The following is a 16,034-nucleotide window of genomic DNA, read 5'->3' on the forward strand; positions in this document are numbered from 1 at the left end:
CTTGCCAGTCGTCTGCGAATTCTAGTGAGCGGGCCTGGATGGGAATGTCACCAAGGAGGGTGGATTTGTCACCAGTCAGTGACATTTGTGTTGCCTGTGCCGGCCTCTTCGTGGGTAAACCCGCTCCTACAGGTTTTTGCGTTAGCCTCGGAGTCTGCATGGACCTGTGAGGTCTTTGTGGGAGCGGGTTTACCCGCGAAGGGGCCGGTAGACGCAATACAACCCTTCAGTCCATGCCCCGCGGCAGATACAAGGTCACCCGCAACCCGCCCTCACGCAGGTTCAGCAAGCTCACCTCCCCGCCATGGCTATGGGCAATGTTGCGCGCAATCCCCAACCCCAGCCCGTACCCCTGTTGCTGCCCGGCCAGACGGAAGTGCGGCTCGAACACCTGCTCCAGCTGCTGCTGCGGCACCCCCGGCCCCTGGTCATCCACCTGCAGGACAAAACCCTCGGCATTGTCGATGATGCGCAACCGTGCCCGCTCGCCGTACTTGATGGCATTGTCGATCAGGTTGCCGATGCAGCGCCGCAACGCCAGCGGCTTGCCCGGGTACGGCGCCAGCGCCCGGCCTTCGAGCGTTATGCGGCCATCGCCCAGGTAAGGCTCGGCCAGGATTTCCAGCACCTGGTTGAGGTCGACCGGCTCGATGTTCTCGTGGATGTCGGTGTCCTTCACGCACTGCAACGCGCCTTTGACCAGCAGTTCCAGCTCGTCCAGATCCTGGCTGAACTTGGCCTGCAGGCGCTCGTCCTCCAGCAGCTCGACGCGCAGGCGCAAGCGGGTGATCGGCGTGCGCAGGTCGTGGGAAATGGCACTGAACAGCTGGCTGCGCTCGGTCAGGTATCGGCTGATGCGCTCGCGCATGCTGTTGAACGCACGCCCCACCTCGACCACCTCGCTGCCACCGCCTTCGGCCACCGGCGCCACATCGGCGCCCAGCGACATTTCCCGTGCAGCCCGCGCCAGGCGCTTGAGCGGCCAGCTTTGCCAGTGCACCAGCAAGCCGATGAACAACAGCAGCAAGGCCGTGGTCAACACGATGAAGCCGATCTGCTGACGCGGCAGGCGCTCGGCCTCCAGGCTGGTGTAGGGCTCGGGCAGCAGCGAGGCGATGTACAGCCACTCACCCTCGCCCAGGCGGATCTGGGTTACCAGCACCGGCGGGTTGAGTGGCTCCAGGGTCAGCGAGTAATGCGCCCAGGAGCGTGGCAGTTCGTCGAGCTTCAGGCCGCTGTTGAAGATACGCAGGTCGTCCGGCCCGACGAACTCCACGGAAATTTCCATCTGCGAACCCAGGCGCTCATGCAGCACTTGCTGGAACACATCGATCACCGCCTGCTTGCGTGGGGTAACGGGCAGTAGCGGCATGTCCAGCGGCTTGGCGTTGAGGGACACGAAAAAGCGCGTGCCGCCCATGCTGCGCAGCTGGTCGAGGACCATCGGCCGGTACGCCACCGGCAACGAGCGGAAGTAGCTGACACTGGCACTCATCGAATGAGCCAGGCTGCTGGCGCTTGCACGCAGGCCCTGCAACTGGCTGGCGCGCAATTGGGCAACCCAGATGATGCTCGACAACCCCTGGGCCAGCAGCACTACCAGCAGGGTCAGCAGCAGCATGCGCCCCAGTAGCGAACGCGGCAGCAGACGCCAGCGCCGCTCAGGGCGCATTGCAGACATGGGCAGCCAACAGGTAACCGCTGCCGCGTACGGTGCGGATCAGCCTGGGTGGTTTGTCGGTATCGCGCAGGCGCTGGCGCAGGCGGCTGACCGCCATGTCGACGATGCGGTCCAGTGGCATCGGCTCGCGACCACGGGTGGCGTTGCCGATGGTGTCGCGGTCGAGGATCTGCTGTGGGTGGTCGAGGAACAGCTTGAGCAGGGCGAAGTCGGCGCCGGAGAGAATCACTTCCTCACCGTCGCGATGGAACAGGCGGTGGCTGACCGTGTCCAGGCGCCAGTCGTCGAAGGCCAGCACCGCACTGCCCGGCGCCGCCTGGCCGAACTCGGCGCGGCGCAGCAGAGCCTTGATCCGCGCTTGCAGTTCGCGGGGGCTGAATGGCTTGCCCAGGTAGTCGTCGGCGCCCAGCTCCAGGCCGATGACCCGGTCGGTTTCGTCGGAGCTGGCGGTGAGCATGATGATCGGTACCCGTGCCTGTCGCGGGTGCTGGCGTACCCAGCGGCACAAGCTGAAGCCGTCTTCGTCGGGCAGCATGACATCGAGGATGACCAGGTCGCAGGGGGTGGTTTCCAGCGCGCGGCGAAAGCCCTTGCCGTCGGCTTCGGCATGCACCTGGAAGCCGGAGCGGCTCAGGTAGGTTTGCAGCAGTTCGCGGATTTCCTGGTCGTCGTCGACCATCAGGATCGATTTGCCGGCAGTGCTCAAGGTGGTCCTTCCTCTTGTTGATTGCAGGTCTTTTTGCCTGCTGTCGGGTGTTGCTTTCTGGGGCTGCCTTGCAGCCCATCGCGACACAAGCCGCTCCTACAGAATGGCGCGGCCCCGTGTAGGAGCGGCCTTGTGTCGCGATGGGCCGCACAGCGGCCCCCTGCTACCTATCGGTTATCCAGCGCCTGCTGCAAAGCCACCCCGGCCCCCAGCAACCCGGAAAACTCCGCCGTCACCAGCCAAACCGGCACACCAGCGAAATAGCCACTCATGCAGCCCTTGTCGGAAAAACTCGCGGCAAACCCGCTGCGCACGAACAGCTCGGCAAAGCGCGGGATCACGCCGCCGACAATATAGACCCCACCCCGTGCGCCCAGCGTCAGAACATTGTTACCAGCGACTCGGCCGAGGAACCGGCAGAACTGCTCGATCACCGCCAGCGCCCGCGGCTCGCCGCCGAGCGCGGCATCGGTGATCTGTGCCGGGGTCTTGTGTCGGGGTGTGTCGCCGTCCAGCGAGCAAATTGCCTGGTACAGGCGCAGCAGGCCACCGCCACTGAGCACGGTCTCGGCGCTGACATGGCCGATCTGCCCGTGAATCTGTTGGTGAATCGCCGCTTCGCGGGCATTGCCCACCGGCAGGTCGACGTGCCCGCCCTCTCCCGGCAAGGCATGCCAGTGCTGTTCGCCCAGGCGCAATAGCGCGCCAACGCCCAGCCCGGTACCCGGGCCAATGACCAATGCCGGCCGAGACAGGTCCGCCTGGCCTGGGCACACTTCGCGGAACTCGCCGGGGCGCAGGCGGGTCATGCCCAGCGCCATGGCGGTAAAATCGTTGATCAGCAGCAGCCGCTCGACCTGCAATGTCTGGCAGAAGGCCACGCGGCTGAGGCGCCAGTGGTTGTTGGTGAAGCGGAACTCATCGCCATCGACCGGACCGGCCACCGCCAGGCAGGCAGCAGTCACGCCGCCGCGGGGAATGCCCAAGCCTTCAAGGTAAGCCTCGATGGCCTGTTCCGGGCTGGTGTAGTCCTCGGTGGCAAAGACCTTCACTTCATCCAGCTGGTTGTCACGCCACAACGCAAAACGGGCATTGGTGCCGCCGATGTCGCCAACCAGCAGGTCCTTCATTTGAGGTTCTCCAGGGCCGAGGTGAACGCACTGGCGCCCTGCTCTGCCGGGCTGAACGCCATGCGCATGAAGCCGAACAGCTCGCGCCCGCAGCCCAGGTCGTTGCCCTGTGGCGCTGGCGGCAGGTCGCGGCTGGCCAGTTCTTCGGCCGACACCATTACCCGCAGCGTGCCTTCGACACCATCGACCCGCACAATATCACCATCGCGCACCCGTGCCAGCGGGCCGCCGTCATAAGCCTCGGGGCAAACGTGAATGGCCGCCGGGATCTTGCCCGAGGCACCGGACATGCGACCGTCGGTGACCAGTGCCACCTTGAAGCCACGGTCCTGCAGCACACCGAGGAACGGTGTGAGCTTGTGCAGCTCCGGCATGCCGTTGCAGCGCGGGCCCTGGAAGCGCACCACGGCGACGAAGTCACGCTCCAGCTCGCCGGCCTTGAACGCATCGGCCAGCGACTGCTGGTCGTGGAACACCCGCGCCGGGGCCTCGACCACCTGGTGCTCGGGGGCAACAGCGGACACCTTCATCACGCCGCGGCCGAGGTTGCCCTCCATCACCCGCAGCCCGCCTTCGGCCGAGAACGGCCGCGCGACCGGGCGCAGGATGCTTTCGTCCAGGCTGTGCTGCGGCCCTTCGCGCCACACCAGCCTGCCGTTGTCGAGGAACGGCTCCTGGGTGTAGCGGCGCAGGCCATGGCCGGCCACGGTGTTGACATCTTCGTGCAGCAGCCCGGCATCGAGCAGCTCGCGGATCAGGAAGGCCATGCCGCCCGCGGCCTGGAAGTGGTTGATGTCGGCCTTGCCGTTGGGGTAGACGTGGGACAGGGTCGGTACCACCTCGGACAGGTCAGCCATGTCCTGCCAGGTCAGCTGGATACCCGCAGCCTGGGCAATCGCCGGGATGTGCAGGGTATGGTTGGTCGAGCCGCCGGTGGCATGCAGGGCGACGATGGAGTTGACCAACGCCTTCTCGTCGACGATTTCACCCAGCGGCATGAAGCTGCCGCTGGCCTTGGTCATGCGCGTGACCTGCTGCGCGGCCTCGGCGGTGAGCGCGTCGCGCAGCGGTGTGTACGGGTTGACGAACGAGGCGCCCGGCAGGTGCAGGCCCATCACCTCCATCACCAACTGGTTGGTATTGGCAGTGCCGTAGAAGGTGCAGGTGCCAGGACTGTGGTAGGACTTCATCTCCGACTCCAGCAGCTCTTCGCGGCTGGCCTTGCCTTCGGCGTAGCGCTGGCGCACATCGGCCTTCTGCTTGTTGGAAATGCCGGAGACCATCGGCCCGCCCGGAACGAAGATGGTCGGCAGGTGGCCGAAGCGCAGCGCCCCCATCATCAGGCCGGGAACGATCTTGTCGCAGATGCCCAGCATCAGCGCGGCATCGAACATGTTGTGCGACAGGGCCACGGCAGTGGACATGGCGATCACTTCGCGGCTGGCGATGGCCAGCTCCATGCCCGGCTCGCCCTGAGTCACGCCATCGCACATGGCTGGCACGCCACCGGCGAACTGGCCGACCGAGCCGACTTCACGCAAGGCCTGCTTGATCTGCTCGGGGAAGTGCTGATACGGCTGGTGCGCCGAAAGCATGTCGTTGTAGGCCGAGACAATGGCCACGTTGGCCGCGTTCATCAGGCGCAGGGTCTGCTTGTCGTCGCTGCCGCAACCGGCCACGCCATGGGCGAAGTTGGCGCACTGCAGGCTGGCACGCATGGGGCCGTCACTGGCCGCGCCGCGAATCAGTTGCAGGTAGCGTTCGCGGGTGGCACGGCTACGTTCGACCAGCCGCTGGGTGACCTCAAGGATGCGCGGATGCATGTACTGGACTCCAGGCTAATTGTAAGGGCGGTTTGCCGGGCATTTCCCCTCCAAACGATTGCGGCCTAGGCTCAAGGTAGAGGAGCCCGCTGCATCGGTGGAGGCACGTCGCCCAACCACTCGTTGTATGTTTAAACAAAATACTGCCACTAAAAAGGCTTGTTTTCTATCGGCAGGTGAATAATCTTGTAATTCCAACAACAAAACCGTTTCAGTGAAGCTCCTTTGTGCCACAGCTTTCACTCGGACTGCCAGAGGTACTGCCATGACCCTACGCATCGCCATCAATGGATTCGGCCGCATCGGGCGCAACGTCCTGCGCGCACTGTATACCCAAGGCTACCGCCAGGACCTGCAGGTCGTCGCCATCAACGACCTGGGCGACAGCGCCATGAATGCCCACCTGCTCAAGTACGACAGCGTGCACGGCACCTTCGACGCCAGCGTCGAGGCCGACCACGAAAGCCTCACGGTCAACGGTGACCGTATCGCGGTCAGTGCCATCCGCAACCCGGCCGAACTGCCCTGGAAGGCCGAGGCGATCGACGTGGTGTTCGAATGCACCGGGCTGTTCACCGAGCGTGCCAAGGCCGCCGCCCACCTGGCTGCGGGGGCTGGCAAGGTGATTGTCTCGGCACCGGCCAAAGGCGCCGATGCCACCGTGGTGTACGGGGTCAACCATGACATCCTGCGGGCCTCGCACCAGATCATCTCCAATGCCTCCTGCACTACCAACTGCCTGGCACCGATTGCCCAGGTGCTGCACCGCGAGTTCGGCATCGACCAGGGCCTGATGACTACCATCCATGCCTATACCAACGATCAGGTGCTGACCGATGTGTACCACGGCGATCCGTACCGTGCGCGCTCGGCGACCCAGTCGATGATCCCGAGCAAGACCGGCGCTGCCGAGGCCGTGGGCCTGGTGCTGCCGGAGCTGGCCGGCAAGCTGACCGGCATGGCGGTACGGGTGCCGGTGATCAACGTGTCGCTGGTGGACCTCACTGTCAATCTCAAGCGCGAGGCCACGGCCGAACAGGTCAACCAGCTGTTCCTCGAGGCCAGCAAGCATTCCAGGGTATTGGGCTACAACGCCTTGCCGCTGGTTTCCTGCGATTTCAACCACAACCCGCTGTCGTCGATCTTCGATGCCAACCATACCCGGGCAAACGGGCGCATGCTCAAGGTGCTGGCCTGGTATGACAACGAGTGGGGGTTCTCCAACCGCATGCTGGATAACTGCCTGGCGTTGTGCCGCGCCCGCTGAGCTTCGGCACGCTCCCTGTAGGAGCGGCCTTGTGTCGCGATGGGCTGCGCAGCAGCCCCCTGCAATCTGTGCCAAGGCCAAAATGCTGGGACTGCTGCGCAGCCCATCGCGACACAACGCCGCTCCTACACGGGACCGCGCAAGGCTGGGACTCACAATCTTTACCTTTTCCTAACATTTCCAGGCTTGACCTTCGAGATGGATGATAAGCATTATCATTAACCTTTCGTCGGCCAGGTCCCCCAGTGAGTCAGTCCCGGTTCAACTCTGTCTTCCTCGTCCAGCGCCTTACCCTGCTGCGCACCCTGCAGCGCATGGTGGGCAACCCCAATACGGCCGAGGACCTGTTGCAGGAAACCTACCTGCGGGTGTCCCGCGCGCTCGGTGAGCGGCCCATCGAACACATCGAGCCGTTCGTGTTCCAGACCGCGCGCAACCTGGCCCTCGACCACCTGCGCGCACGCCGGGTGCAATCGCGCATGCTGGTCGACGACGTGCCCGACGAGGTCCTGCACAGCGTGGCCGCACCGGCCACCAGCAGCGAGGATGCGGCCCATGCCGAGCAGTTGCTCAGGCACCTGAGCATCAGCCTCAACCAGTTGAGCGAACGCCAGCAGCGCATCTTCATCCTCAGCCGCCTGCATGGCGCCACCTACCTGGAAATCGCCGAACAACTGAATGTTTCGCCCAGCACGGTACAGAAGGAACTGAAACTGATCATGGCGATCTGCATGGGTGTCGCCGACCGCCTCAAGTGAGGCAACGCAAAGCCCTTGCCACACCCCGCCTCAGCCTTGATCATTCGCAAAAAACCATTCAAGGATTCACCGTGACCGACAGCCCTGCCCCTCGCCCGTCACCCGCCGGGCCCAGCGCCCGTGCTCGTGCCATGGACGAGGCGCTGGACTGGCTGGTGCGCCTGCAATGCGCCGATGCCGACGACACACAGGCCTTCGAAGCCTGGCTGAGCGCAGCGCCGGAAAATGCCGAGGCCTATGTGGAGGCAGAAGCCCTGTGGAACGGCGCGCCGCTGCACCAGGTGGCCGTGCAGATGCATCGGCAACAGCGCCGCTCGTGGCGCGGGCGCCTGCGCAGCCACTGGAAACCCCTGGCCACGGCAGCGCTGCTGCTGGTCGGGCTGTTCACCCTCGGCAACCTGCCCATGCGCCTGCAGGCCGACCACCTGACAGTGGTGGGAGAACGCCAGCGCCTGCAGCTGGAAGATGGGGCGAAAGTGCTGCTCAACACCAATTCGGCATTTGCCAGCGAGCAGCGTGATGGTCGCCAGGTCGCCCGCCTATTGCAGGGTGAGGCCTATTTTCAGGTCCCCGAGGGCGCGCTGCTACCACTGGAAGTGCAGGCCGGGCCGTTGCGCGCGCAGGTGCGCGACACCGACTTTGCCGTGCGCTACCTCGACGGCGAGGCACAGGTGCGGGTGCAGCGCGGCGATGTCGACCTGCAGGGGGCCCGCGACCAGCGCATCCGCCTGAGCGCCGGCGACAGCATCAGCGTCGGCCCCAAGGGGTTCGGCCAGCGCCAGCGCCCCGACATGCACAAGGACCTGGCCTGGGTCGACGGCCGCCTGGTGTTCGAGAACTGCCCGCTGAGCCAGGTGCTGGCCGAGGTGCAGCGCTACTACCCGGGCTGGATCATCAACCGCAATGCGCAGCTGGAAGACATGGCGGTCACCGGCAACTACCGCCTCGACCAGCCGCTGGAAACCCTGCGTGCACTGGCCCACATCACCGCGGCACAGCTGCATGAGTACCCGGCGCTGGTTATCCTGAACTGATCTTTTGCCTGTCTCGGCCTCATCGCCGGCAAGCCAGCTCCCACCCCGACCGCATTGGCCTCAAGCAATGCGATGTCCCTGTGGGAGATTACCCAGCCCTTTTGGGCTGCGCTGTCGCGCAGAGAACAAATATCGCTCGTCTGACGCGGCCTTTGTAGGAGCAGCCTTGTGCTGCGAAGAGGCCGGTACAAGCAACAGACAGGCTTTGTCAGTACCGGCCTCTTCGCAGCACAAGGCTGCTCCTACAGAACCTCGCCGAACCAATGAGTCATGTGTTGTTCTATGAGAGCTGGCTTGCCGGCGATGAGGCCCGTGCAGGCAGCACATGATCATGGTCCCCTGAATTTATTTTTACGCAGTCACGCTACCCCGCCCGTCTCGTTATAGCCAATGCAACTGATTCTCGTTTGAAAACGAGGACAGCCATCACCTATAACAGTCCGCGCGTCAGGGAGCGCTTCCGATGTCCACAGGTCCTACCCGCCCCTCCACCCTTCCTCGCCATGGAGGGCAACTGTCCCTCCTGAGCCTTTCCCTACTGAACCTGGCCCTGCTCGCCAGTGGCGCCATCAGCCTGCCGGCGCTGGCCGCCGAGCCGGCACAGGCCAGCAGCCCGCGCATGGGCGACTACCGCTTCAGCATCGGCCAGCAGCCGCTGGTTACGGCCATCAATGCTTTCAGCCAGGTCACCGGCTGGCAGGTCGGCTTCAGCGCCGAACTGGCCGACGGCGTGGCATCGCCAGGGGTGCAGGGTTCGCTACCACCGGAAGCCGCGCTCAAGCGCCTGCTGCACGGCACCGGCCTGGGCTTTCGCAAGATCAGCAACGGCAATGTGGTGCTCGAACGCCAGGCCAGCGCCAATGTGATTGCCCTGCAGCAGGTGACAGTCAGCGCCACCCGCAGCGCCCAGGACGTCAGCCAGGTGCCGAGCACCGTCAGCGTGCAGACCCGCGAGCAACTGGACCGGCAGAACGTGAACAACATCCAGGACCTGGTGCGCTACGAACCGGGTGTGTCGGTAGCCGGCACCGGCCAGCGCAGCGGCCTGAACGGCTACAACATCCGTGGTATCGATGGCGAGCGCATCCTCACCCAGGTGGACGGCGTGTCGATCCCCGACAGTTTCTTCTTCGGCCCCTACGCCCAGACCCAGCGCAACTACGTTGACCCGGAGATCGTCAAGCGTGTGGAAATCCTCCGCGGCCCGGCCTCGGTGCTGTATGGCAGCAACGCCATCGGCGGGGCGGTGAGCTACTTCACCCTAGACCCGGACGACATCATCAAGCCTGGCAAGGACGCCGGTGCCCGCCTGAAGACCGGCTACAGCTCGGCCGACGAAAGCTGGCTGACCTCGGCCACCGTCGCCGGCCGCCAAGGCGACTTCGACGGCCTGTTGCACCTGAGCCAGCGCAACGGTCACGAAACCGAGACCCACGGCGGCCACAGCGGTGACGGCCTGGCGCGTACCGAAGCCAACCCGATGGACGTGCGCACCACAAACGTGCTGGCCAAGCTGGGCTGGAACTACGCCGACGAAGCGCGCCTGGGCTTCACCTACGAGCGCTACAAGGATGACCGCGACCAGAACATCCTCAGTGCGGTGGGCGGGCCTTTCATTCCTGGCTTTGGTGCCTCGGGGTACTACAAGGCGCGCAATGGCAACGACACCATCACCCGCGAACGCTTTGGCATCAACCATGAGTTCGGCCTGGATTCGCTGATCGCCGACCATGTGAAGTGGAGCCTGAACTACCAGATCGCCAAGACCGACCAGCACACCGAGGAAGTCTACGCACCGCCTGGCCGTCAGGTACTGCGTACCCGAGACACCCTGTACAAGGACCGCCAGTGGGTATTCGACGCCCAGCTGGACAAGGCCTTCAGCCTCGGCGCCACCGACCACCTGTTGACGTACGGCACCACCCTCAAGCACGAGAAGGTCACCGGTTCCCGCAGCGGCACCGGTACCTGCCTGGCCGTTGGTTCAGGCTGTTCTGCCGCTGGCGCCGAGCGCCCGGCAGACGGCCAGGCCCTGGTCAGCGACTTCCCGGACCCGACGGTGAACACCTACAGCCTGTTCGTGCAGGATGAAATCCGCTGGAACAACTGGACCTTCATGCCTGGTGCCCGTTACGACTACACGCGCATGGAGCCCAGGTTCACCGAGGAATTCCTGCGTGGCCTGGAGTCCAGCGGTACCGCACCTACCTCCCAGGACGACTCGGACAAGAAGTGGCACCGCGTCTCGCCCAAGTTCGGCCTGACCTACGCCTTCAGCGACAACTACACCTGGTATGGCCAGTACGCCGAAGGTTTCCGCACCCCGACCGCCAAATCCATGTACGGGAAGTTTGAGAACATCGAGCAAGGCTACCGCGTCGAAGGCAACCCGGGGCTCGAACCCGAAAAGAGCAAAAGCTATGAAACCGGCCTGCGTGGCAACTTCGACGCCGGTAATTTCGACGTGGCGGTGTTCTACAACAAGTACCGCGACTTCATCGACGAAGATGCCGTACAAAGCGCCAACCTGGAGCAGACCTTCAAGGCCAACAACATCAAGCACGCCACCATCAAGGGTACCGAGGTCAAGGGCCGCCTGAACCTCGACCACTTCGGTGCGCCGCAGGGCCTGTATACCCAGGGCTCGATCGCCTACACCTATGGCCGAAACGATGACACCGGCGAGCCACTGAACAGCGTCAACCCGCTCAAGGGCGTGTTCGGCCTGGGTTACGAACAACAACACTACGGCGGCCTGCTGAGCTGGACATTGGTCAAGCGCAAGACCCGCGTCGACGACAGCACCTTCTACTCGCCCGACGGCTCGAGCTCCAAGTTCCGCACCCCGGGCTACGGGGTGCTGGACCTGACCGGTTACTACAAGGTCACCGACGACGTGACCATCAACGCCGGCCTGTACAACCTCACCGACAAGAAGTACTGGCAGTGGGATTCGGTACGCAGCTACGACGGCCAGGGTGAAGCGGCCGTGACTCAGCCGGCCAACATCGACCGCCTGACCATGCCGGGGCGCAACTTCGGCATCAATGTGGTTTGGGATATCTGACCCCTTGCGTCTGTACCGGCCTCTTCGCGGGCTCGCCCGCTCCCACAGATACTGCGCAAGCCTTGGGCCTGCGATGGACCTGTGGGAGCGGGCAAGCCCGCGAAGAGGCCAGTACAGGCAACACGAAAACCCGATTTTTTTACTGTCCCAGCCCCGCTGTTTCGTCTTGTCTCTAGACGCCCCCTTTTCCAAGGACTGCCCCATGACCGACCGCCCAGCCCTGCGCTCCCAGCGCCTCAACCAGATCACCCACGCCCCCCACGCCGAACTGGATGCCCTGGTCAAAGCCCACGCGCCCTTCGACAGCCGCGAAAGCTTCGCCCGCTTCGTGGTCGCCCAGTACCTGTTCCAGGCCGAGCTGCAGGCCCTGTACAACGACCCGCAACTGATCGCCATCATCCCCGACCTGGCCGAGCGCTGCCGTGCCGAACAGGCCCGCCTGGACCTCGCCGACCTCGACACCGAAGTACCGCCAGCCGTACCGGGGGCCCTGCGCAACCCGAGCCTGGGCGAGGCAATGGGCTGGATCTTCGTCTCCGAAGGCTCCAAACTGGGCGCTGCGTTTCTGATCAAGCGTGCCGTGGCCCTGGAACTGTCCGAAACTTTCGGTGCCCGACACCTGGGCGAACCGGCCGGTGGCCGTGCCGAAGGCTGGAAACAGTTCACCCGCATTCTTGATGGCCTGGCCCTGTCGGCCGAAGAGGAAGCCGCTGCCGAACGCGGCGCAGTTGCTGCCTTCGAGCGCTTCACCAAGCTGCTCAAGCATGCCTATGCTGCAGATGCCGCGCTGGTTTGACACGCCATACCCCGGCCACCCTACCGGTGGCCGAACCGCTTCCATGCAGTGAGACCATGACCCGACCCGCCCGTTCGAAACTCGCCCGCCTGCTGTATGCGACCTTGGCTTACGTGAGCCTGGGCGTGGGCCTGGTCGCGATCGTCATTCCCGGCCTGCCGACCACCGAATTCATCCTGCTGGCTGCCTGGGCGGCCACACGCAGTTCGCCGCGCCTGTCTGCCTGGCTGGAAAACCACCGGTTGTTCGGGCCGATCCTGCACAACTGGCGCAATGGCAAGGTGATCCAGCGCCGGGCCAAGGTCAGCGCGACCCTCAGCATGCTGCTGTGCGCGGGCCTGATGCTGACGTTCCTGGAACACCGCTGGCCGGTGTTCCTGGCCATTGCCGGCATGACCCTGGGCAACCTGTGGATCTGGTCCCGCCCCGAGCACGCCCCCTGCCCTGCCCCGTCACAAGCTCAGCAGCCCTGAGTACAGGGCATAGGCCGCCAGCGCGGCACCTGCCAGCACGGCAGCGAAAATCAGCTTTTCCCAAGTGGTGAACAAGGTTTTACCCTGCTCATGCTTGGCCCTGGCGAACAGGATCACGCCCGGCGCGTACAGCAGCGCCGACAGCAGCAGGTACTTCAGCCCGCCGGCGTACAACAGCCACACGGCATATACCAGGGCAACCAGCGCCACCAGCAGGTCCTTGCGGCGCAGGGCCGGCTGCTCGTCGTAGGTTTCTGCACGTACCGCCAGCAGCACGGCGTAGGCCGCCGACCACAGGTAGGGCACAAGAATCATCGACGAGGCCAGGTAGATCAGGCTGGTATAGGTACCGGCGGAAAACAGCGTGATCAGCAGGAAGCCCTGGATCATGCAGTTGGTCAGCCACAGGGCGTTGGCCGGTACATGGTTGGCGTTTTCCTTGGCCAGGAAACGCGGCATGGTCTTGTCCCGCGCCGTGGCGTAGAGGATCTCGGCACACAGCAACGCCCACGACAGCAGCGCGCCAAGCAGCGAAACCGCCAGGCCGATACTGATCAGCAAGGCACCCCATGGCCCGACGATATGCTCCAGCACCGAAGCCAGTGACGGGTTCTGCAGCCCGGCCAGTTGCGGCTGGGTCATCACCCCCAGCGACAGCACGTTGACCAGCACCAGCAGCGCCAATACCCCCAGGAAACCGATCACCGTGGCCTTGCCCACATCCGAGCGGCGCTGGGCGCGCCCGGAATACACGCTGGCGCCCTCGATACCGATGAACACGAACACGGTGACCAGCATCATGTTGCGCACCTGCTCCAGCACGCTGCCGAACTGCGGGTTGCTCAGGCCCCAGATGTCACGTGTGAAGATATCGGCGCGGAAGGCGAACGCCGCGATCACCACGAAAATCAGCAACGGTACCACCTTGGCCACGGTGGTCACCTGGTTGATGAATGCTGCTTCCTTGATGCCGCGCAGCACCAGGAAATGCACCGCCCAGAGCAGCAGCGAAGCGCAGCCGATGGCGATTGGCGTGTTGCCCTCGCCGAACACCGGGAAGTAGAAACCCAGGGTGCTGAACAGCAGCACGAAGTAGCCGACGTTGCCCAGCCAGGCACTGATCCAGTAGCCCCAGGCCGAGGAAAAACCCATGTACTCGCCAAAGCCGGCCTTGGCGTAGGCGTACACTCCCGAGTCCAGCTCCGGCTTGCGGTTGGCCAGGGTCTGAAATACGAAAGCCAGGGCCAACATGCCGACTGCGGTGATACCCCAACCGATCAGCACAGCCCCCACATCGGCACGCGCCGCCATGTTCTGCGGCAACGAGAAGATCCCGCCTCCAATCATCGAGCCGACCACCAATGCGATCAGCGCGCCCAGGCGCAGCTTCTGTCCCGGTTCGCTCATGAGCCTTCCTTTTTTTGCGCACTGTCATGGGCTTGAAACAGCCATGCGGTCCATATAAGTGTTGCTACTTATAATGATCCTGACCAATGAAGCTATAGCACTAATAACTGCTTTGTCTATGCCAGCTTTTGAGTAAAACCTAGCAGCTCCGGAGCAACTAGAAAAGAATCCGATAAAACTCGAAATTCTTGTGAAAAATTTGCGAAAGCGGCAAAAACGGCTAGCGTCAAGCATCGCAGGCTGAACAGAGCGTTTGCTCTAGATGGACATGGAGGTGCCAGCATGCAAGGCCTGCGGCATAAGTTGTCGGCACTCTCCAGGAGCTTCGTGAAGGAATTTTCCTACTTCACGTCGCCATGAACTGACCCAAGTCAGCGAATGGCAGCGGCGTCGGATTTACTCTGTCGTCAACTTTCTCCTGGCAGGAGTTGTTAAATGTCTGATTCATCCGGAAAACTAAAGCTCGGCGCGTTAGTTGCACTTGTCGTCGGTTCGATGATTGGTGGCGGGATCTTCTCGCTGCCGCAAAACATGGCTGCCAGCGCAGGGGTTGGTGCTGTACTGATCGGCTGGGCGATCACCGCGGTCGGCATGCTGACCCTGGCGTTCGTGTTCCAGACCCTGGCCAACCGCAAGCCTGACCTGGATGGCGGGGTGTATGCCTACGCCAAGGCCGGTTTTGGCGACTACATGGGCTTCTCCTCGGCCTGGGGCTACTGGATCAGTGCCTGGCTGGGCAACGTCGGCTACTTCGTGCTGCTGTTCAGTACCCTGGGCTACTTCTTCCCGATCTTCGGCGAAGGCAACACCCCGGCCGCCATCATCGGCGCATCAGTGCTGCTGTGGGCCGTGCATTTCCTGGTGCTGCGCGGCATCAAGGAAGCAGCATTCATCAACCTGATCACCACCGTGGCCAAGGTGGTACCGCTGCTGCTGTTCGCCCTGATCTGCCTGTTCGCCTTCAAGCTCGACATCTTCACCGCCGACATCTGGGCGGTAGGTACGCCAGAGCTGGGCAGCGTGATGAACCAGGTGCGCAACATGATGCTGGTCACCGTGTGGGTGTTCATCGGCATCGAGGGTGCGAGCATCTTCTCGTCGCGGGCGGAAAAACGCTCTGACGTGGGCAAGGCCACGGTCATCGGCTTCGTCACCGTGCTGCTGTTCCTGGTGCTGGTCAACGTGCTGTCGCTGGGCATCATGACCCAACCAGAACTGGCCAAGCTGCAGAACCCGTCGATGGCTGCCGTACTGGAGCATGTGGTCGGCCACTGGGGCGCGGTACTGATCAGCGTCGGCCTGATCATCTCGCTGCTCGGGGCCCTGCTGTCGTGGGTGCTGCTGTGCGCCGAGATCATGTTCGCCGCCGCCAAGGACCATACCATGCCGGAGTTCCTGCGCCGCGAGAACGCCAACCAGGTACCGGCCAACGCCCTGTGGCTGACCAACGCCATGGTGCAGATCTTCCTGGTGATCACGCTGTTCTCCAGCAGTACCTACCTGTCGCTGATCTACCTGGCCACCTCGATGATCCTGGTGCCCTACCTGTGGTCGGCCGCCTATGCCTTCCTGCTGGCTCTGCGTAGCGAAACCTACGAGCAGGCCCTGGCCGAACGGCAGAAGGACCTGGTGATCGGTGGTATCGCCCTGTTGTACGCCGTCTGGCTGCTGTACGCCGGTGGCGTGAAATACCTGCTGCTCTCGGCCCTGCTCTACGCACCTGGCGCAATCCTGTTCGCCAAGGCCAAGCGTGAGGTTGGCCAACCTGTCTTCACCAACGTGGAAAAACTGATCTTCGCAGCCGTGGTCATCGGTGCCCTGGTGGCAGCCTTTGGCCTGTACGACGGCTTCCTGACCCTTTGACCCACGTCTTCGTTCAACTGGAGGAATGA

At 63.7% G+C, this 16,034-nt stretch carries 12 protein-coding genes; 7 read left to right on the forward strand and 5 right to left on the reverse strand.

Annotated features, from left to right (window positions below):
- Window positions 1–226: 226 nt before the first annotated feature.
- The 4 genes from IMX18_RS19415 to edd all read right to left on the reverse strand — a co-directional run bounded on the left by IMX18_RS19415 (window position 227) and on the right by edd (window position 5,340).
- Window positions 227–1,681, reverse strand: a complete 1,455-nt coding sequence (locus tag IMX18_RS19415) for an ATP-binding protein (protein WP_043935373.1) — start codon at window positions 1,679–1,681, stop codon at window positions 227–229.
- On the reverse strand, window positions 1,662–2,387 hold the full coding sequence (gltR, locus tag IMX18_RS19420; RefSeq protein ID WP_003257963.1) for a two-component system response regulator GltR: 726 nt from the start codon (window positions 2,385–2,387) through the stop codon (window positions 1,662–1,664). Before gltR ends, IMX18_RS19415 begins: the two co-directional genes overlap by 20 nt.
- 167 nt (window positions 2,388–2,554) lie before the next feature.
- Window positions 2,555–3,517, reverse strand: coding sequence for a glucokinase (locus tag IMX18_RS19425; protein ID WP_015269094.1), 963 nt, complete (start codon window positions 3,515–3,517; stop codon window positions 2,555–2,557).
- On the reverse strand, window positions 3,514–5,340 hold the full coding sequence (edd, locus tag IMX18_RS19430) for a phosphogluconate dehydratase (RefSeq protein WP_054573361.1): 1,827 nt from the start codon (window positions 5,338–5,340) through the stop codon (window positions 3,514–3,516). Before edd ends, IMX18_RS19425 begins: the two co-directional genes overlap by 4 nt.
- A 265-nt stretch (window positions 5,341–5,605) precedes the next feature.
- Between edd and gap the strand changes: the two genes are divergently transcribed.
- The 6 genes from gap to IMX18_RS19460 all read left to right on the forward strand — a co-directional run bounded on the left by gap (window position 5,606) and on the right by IMX18_RS19460 (window position 12,735).
- Complete coding sequence (gene gap / locus IMX18_RS19435) at window positions 5,606–6,607, forward strand: type I glyceraldehyde-3-phosphate dehydrogenase (protein ID WP_015269092.1); 1,002 nt, start codon at window positions 5,606–5,608, stop codon at window positions 6,605–6,607.
- A gap of 245 nt (window positions 6,608–6,852) precedes the next feature.
- Window positions 6,853–7,365 (forward strand): RNA polymerase sigma factor, encoded by a 513-nt coding sequence (locus tag IMX18_RS19440; protein ID WP_015269091.1) that lies wholly within the window; start codon window positions 6,853–6,855, stop codon window positions 7,363–7,365.
- A 71-nt stretch (window positions 7,366–7,436) separates the two neighbouring features.
- Window positions 7,437–8,399: a FecR family protein gene (locus IMX18_RS19445; protein ID WP_054573362.1), complete on the forward strand. Its 963-nt coding sequence runs from the start codon at window positions 7,437–7,439 to the stop codon at window positions 8,397–8,399.
- Between the two features lie 463 nt (window positions 8,400–8,862).
- The gene (locus IMX18_RS19450) at window positions 8,863–11,466 is read left to right on the forward strand and encodes a TonB-dependent receptor (protein ID WP_217190038.1); all 2,604 of its coding nucleotides are present in this window, start codon (window positions 8,863–8,865) and stop codon (window positions 11,464–11,466) included.
- A gap of 202 nt (window positions 11,467–11,668) precedes the next feature.
- On the forward strand, window positions 11,669–12,262 hold the full coding sequence (locus tag IMX18_RS19455) for a biliverdin-producing heme oxygenase (RefSeq protein WP_015269088.1): 594 nt from the start codon (window positions 11,669–11,671) through the stop codon (window positions 12,260–12,262).
- A gap of 56 nt (window positions 12,263–12,318) precedes the next feature.
- Entirely contained in the window at window positions 12,319–12,735 is a 417-nt protein-coding gene (locus tag IMX18_RS19460) for a YbaN family protein (protein ID WP_013971115.1), read from the forward strand.
- Here the strand turns inward: IMX18_RS19460 and arcD (IMX18_RS19465) are convergent.
- Window positions 12,715–14,142, reverse strand: coding sequence for an arginine-ornithine antiporter (arcD, locus tag IMX18_RS19465; RefSeq protein WP_013971114.1), 1,428 nt, complete (start codon window positions 14,140–14,142; stop codon window positions 12,715–12,717). The two genes, IMX18_RS19460 and arcD (IMX18_RS19465), sit on opposite strands and share 21 nt — an antisense overlap.
- A 435-nt stretch (window positions 14,143–14,577) precedes the next feature.
- Here arcD (IMX18_RS19465) and arcD (IMX18_RS19470) point away from each other — a divergent pair, with 435 nt between their 5' ends.
- Window positions 14,578–16,005, forward strand: coding sequence for an arginine-ornithine antiporter (gene arcD / locus IMX18_RS19470; RefSeq protein WP_015269087.1), 1,428 nt, complete (start codon window positions 14,578–14,580; stop codon window positions 16,003–16,005).
- Window positions 16,006–16,034: the final 29 nt, after the last annotated feature.

This window comes from Pseudomonas shirazica, assembly GCF_015168335.1.
Taxonomy (GTDB): domain Bacteria; phylum Pseudomonadota; class Gammaproteobacteria; order Pseudomonadales; family Pseudomonadaceae; genus Aquipseudomonas; species Aquipseudomonas asiatica.

Coding starts and splice junctions, on each gene's coding strand:
- IMX18_RS19415 (WP_043935373.1), bottom strand. CDS start 1,681: ATGTCTGCAATGCGCCCTGAGCGGCGCTGGCGTCTGCTGCCGCGTTCG.
- IMX18_RS19425 (WP_015269094.1), bottom strand. CDS start 3,517: ATGAAGGACCTGCTGGTTGGCGACATCGGCGGCACCAATGCCCGTTTT.
- edd (WP_054573361.1), bottom strand. CDS start 5,340: ATGCATCCGCGCATCCTTGAGGTCACCCAGCGGCTGGTCGAACGTAGC.
- gap (WP_015269092.1), top strand. CDS start 5,606: ATGACCCTACGCATCGCCATCAATGGATTCGGCCGCATCGGGCGCAAC.
- IMX18_RS19450 (WP_217190038.1), top strand. CDS start 8,863: ATGTCCACAGGTCCTACCCGCCCCTCCACCCTTCCTCGCCATGGAGGG.
- IMX18_RS19455 (WP_015269088.1), top strand. CDS start 11,669: ATGACCGACCGCCCAGCCCTGCGCTCCCAGCGCCTCAACCAGATCACC.
- IMX18_RS19460 (WP_013971115.1), top strand. CDS start 12,319: ATGACCCGACCCGCCCGTTCGAAACTCGCCCGCCTGCTGTATGCGACC.
- arcD (WP_013971114.1), bottom strand. CDS start 14,142: ATGAGCGAACCGGGACAGAAGCTGCGCCTGGGCGCGCTGATCGCATTG.
- arcD (WP_015269087.1), top strand. CDS start 14,578: ATGTCTGATTCATCCGGAAAACTAAAGCTCGGCGCGTTAGTTGCACTT.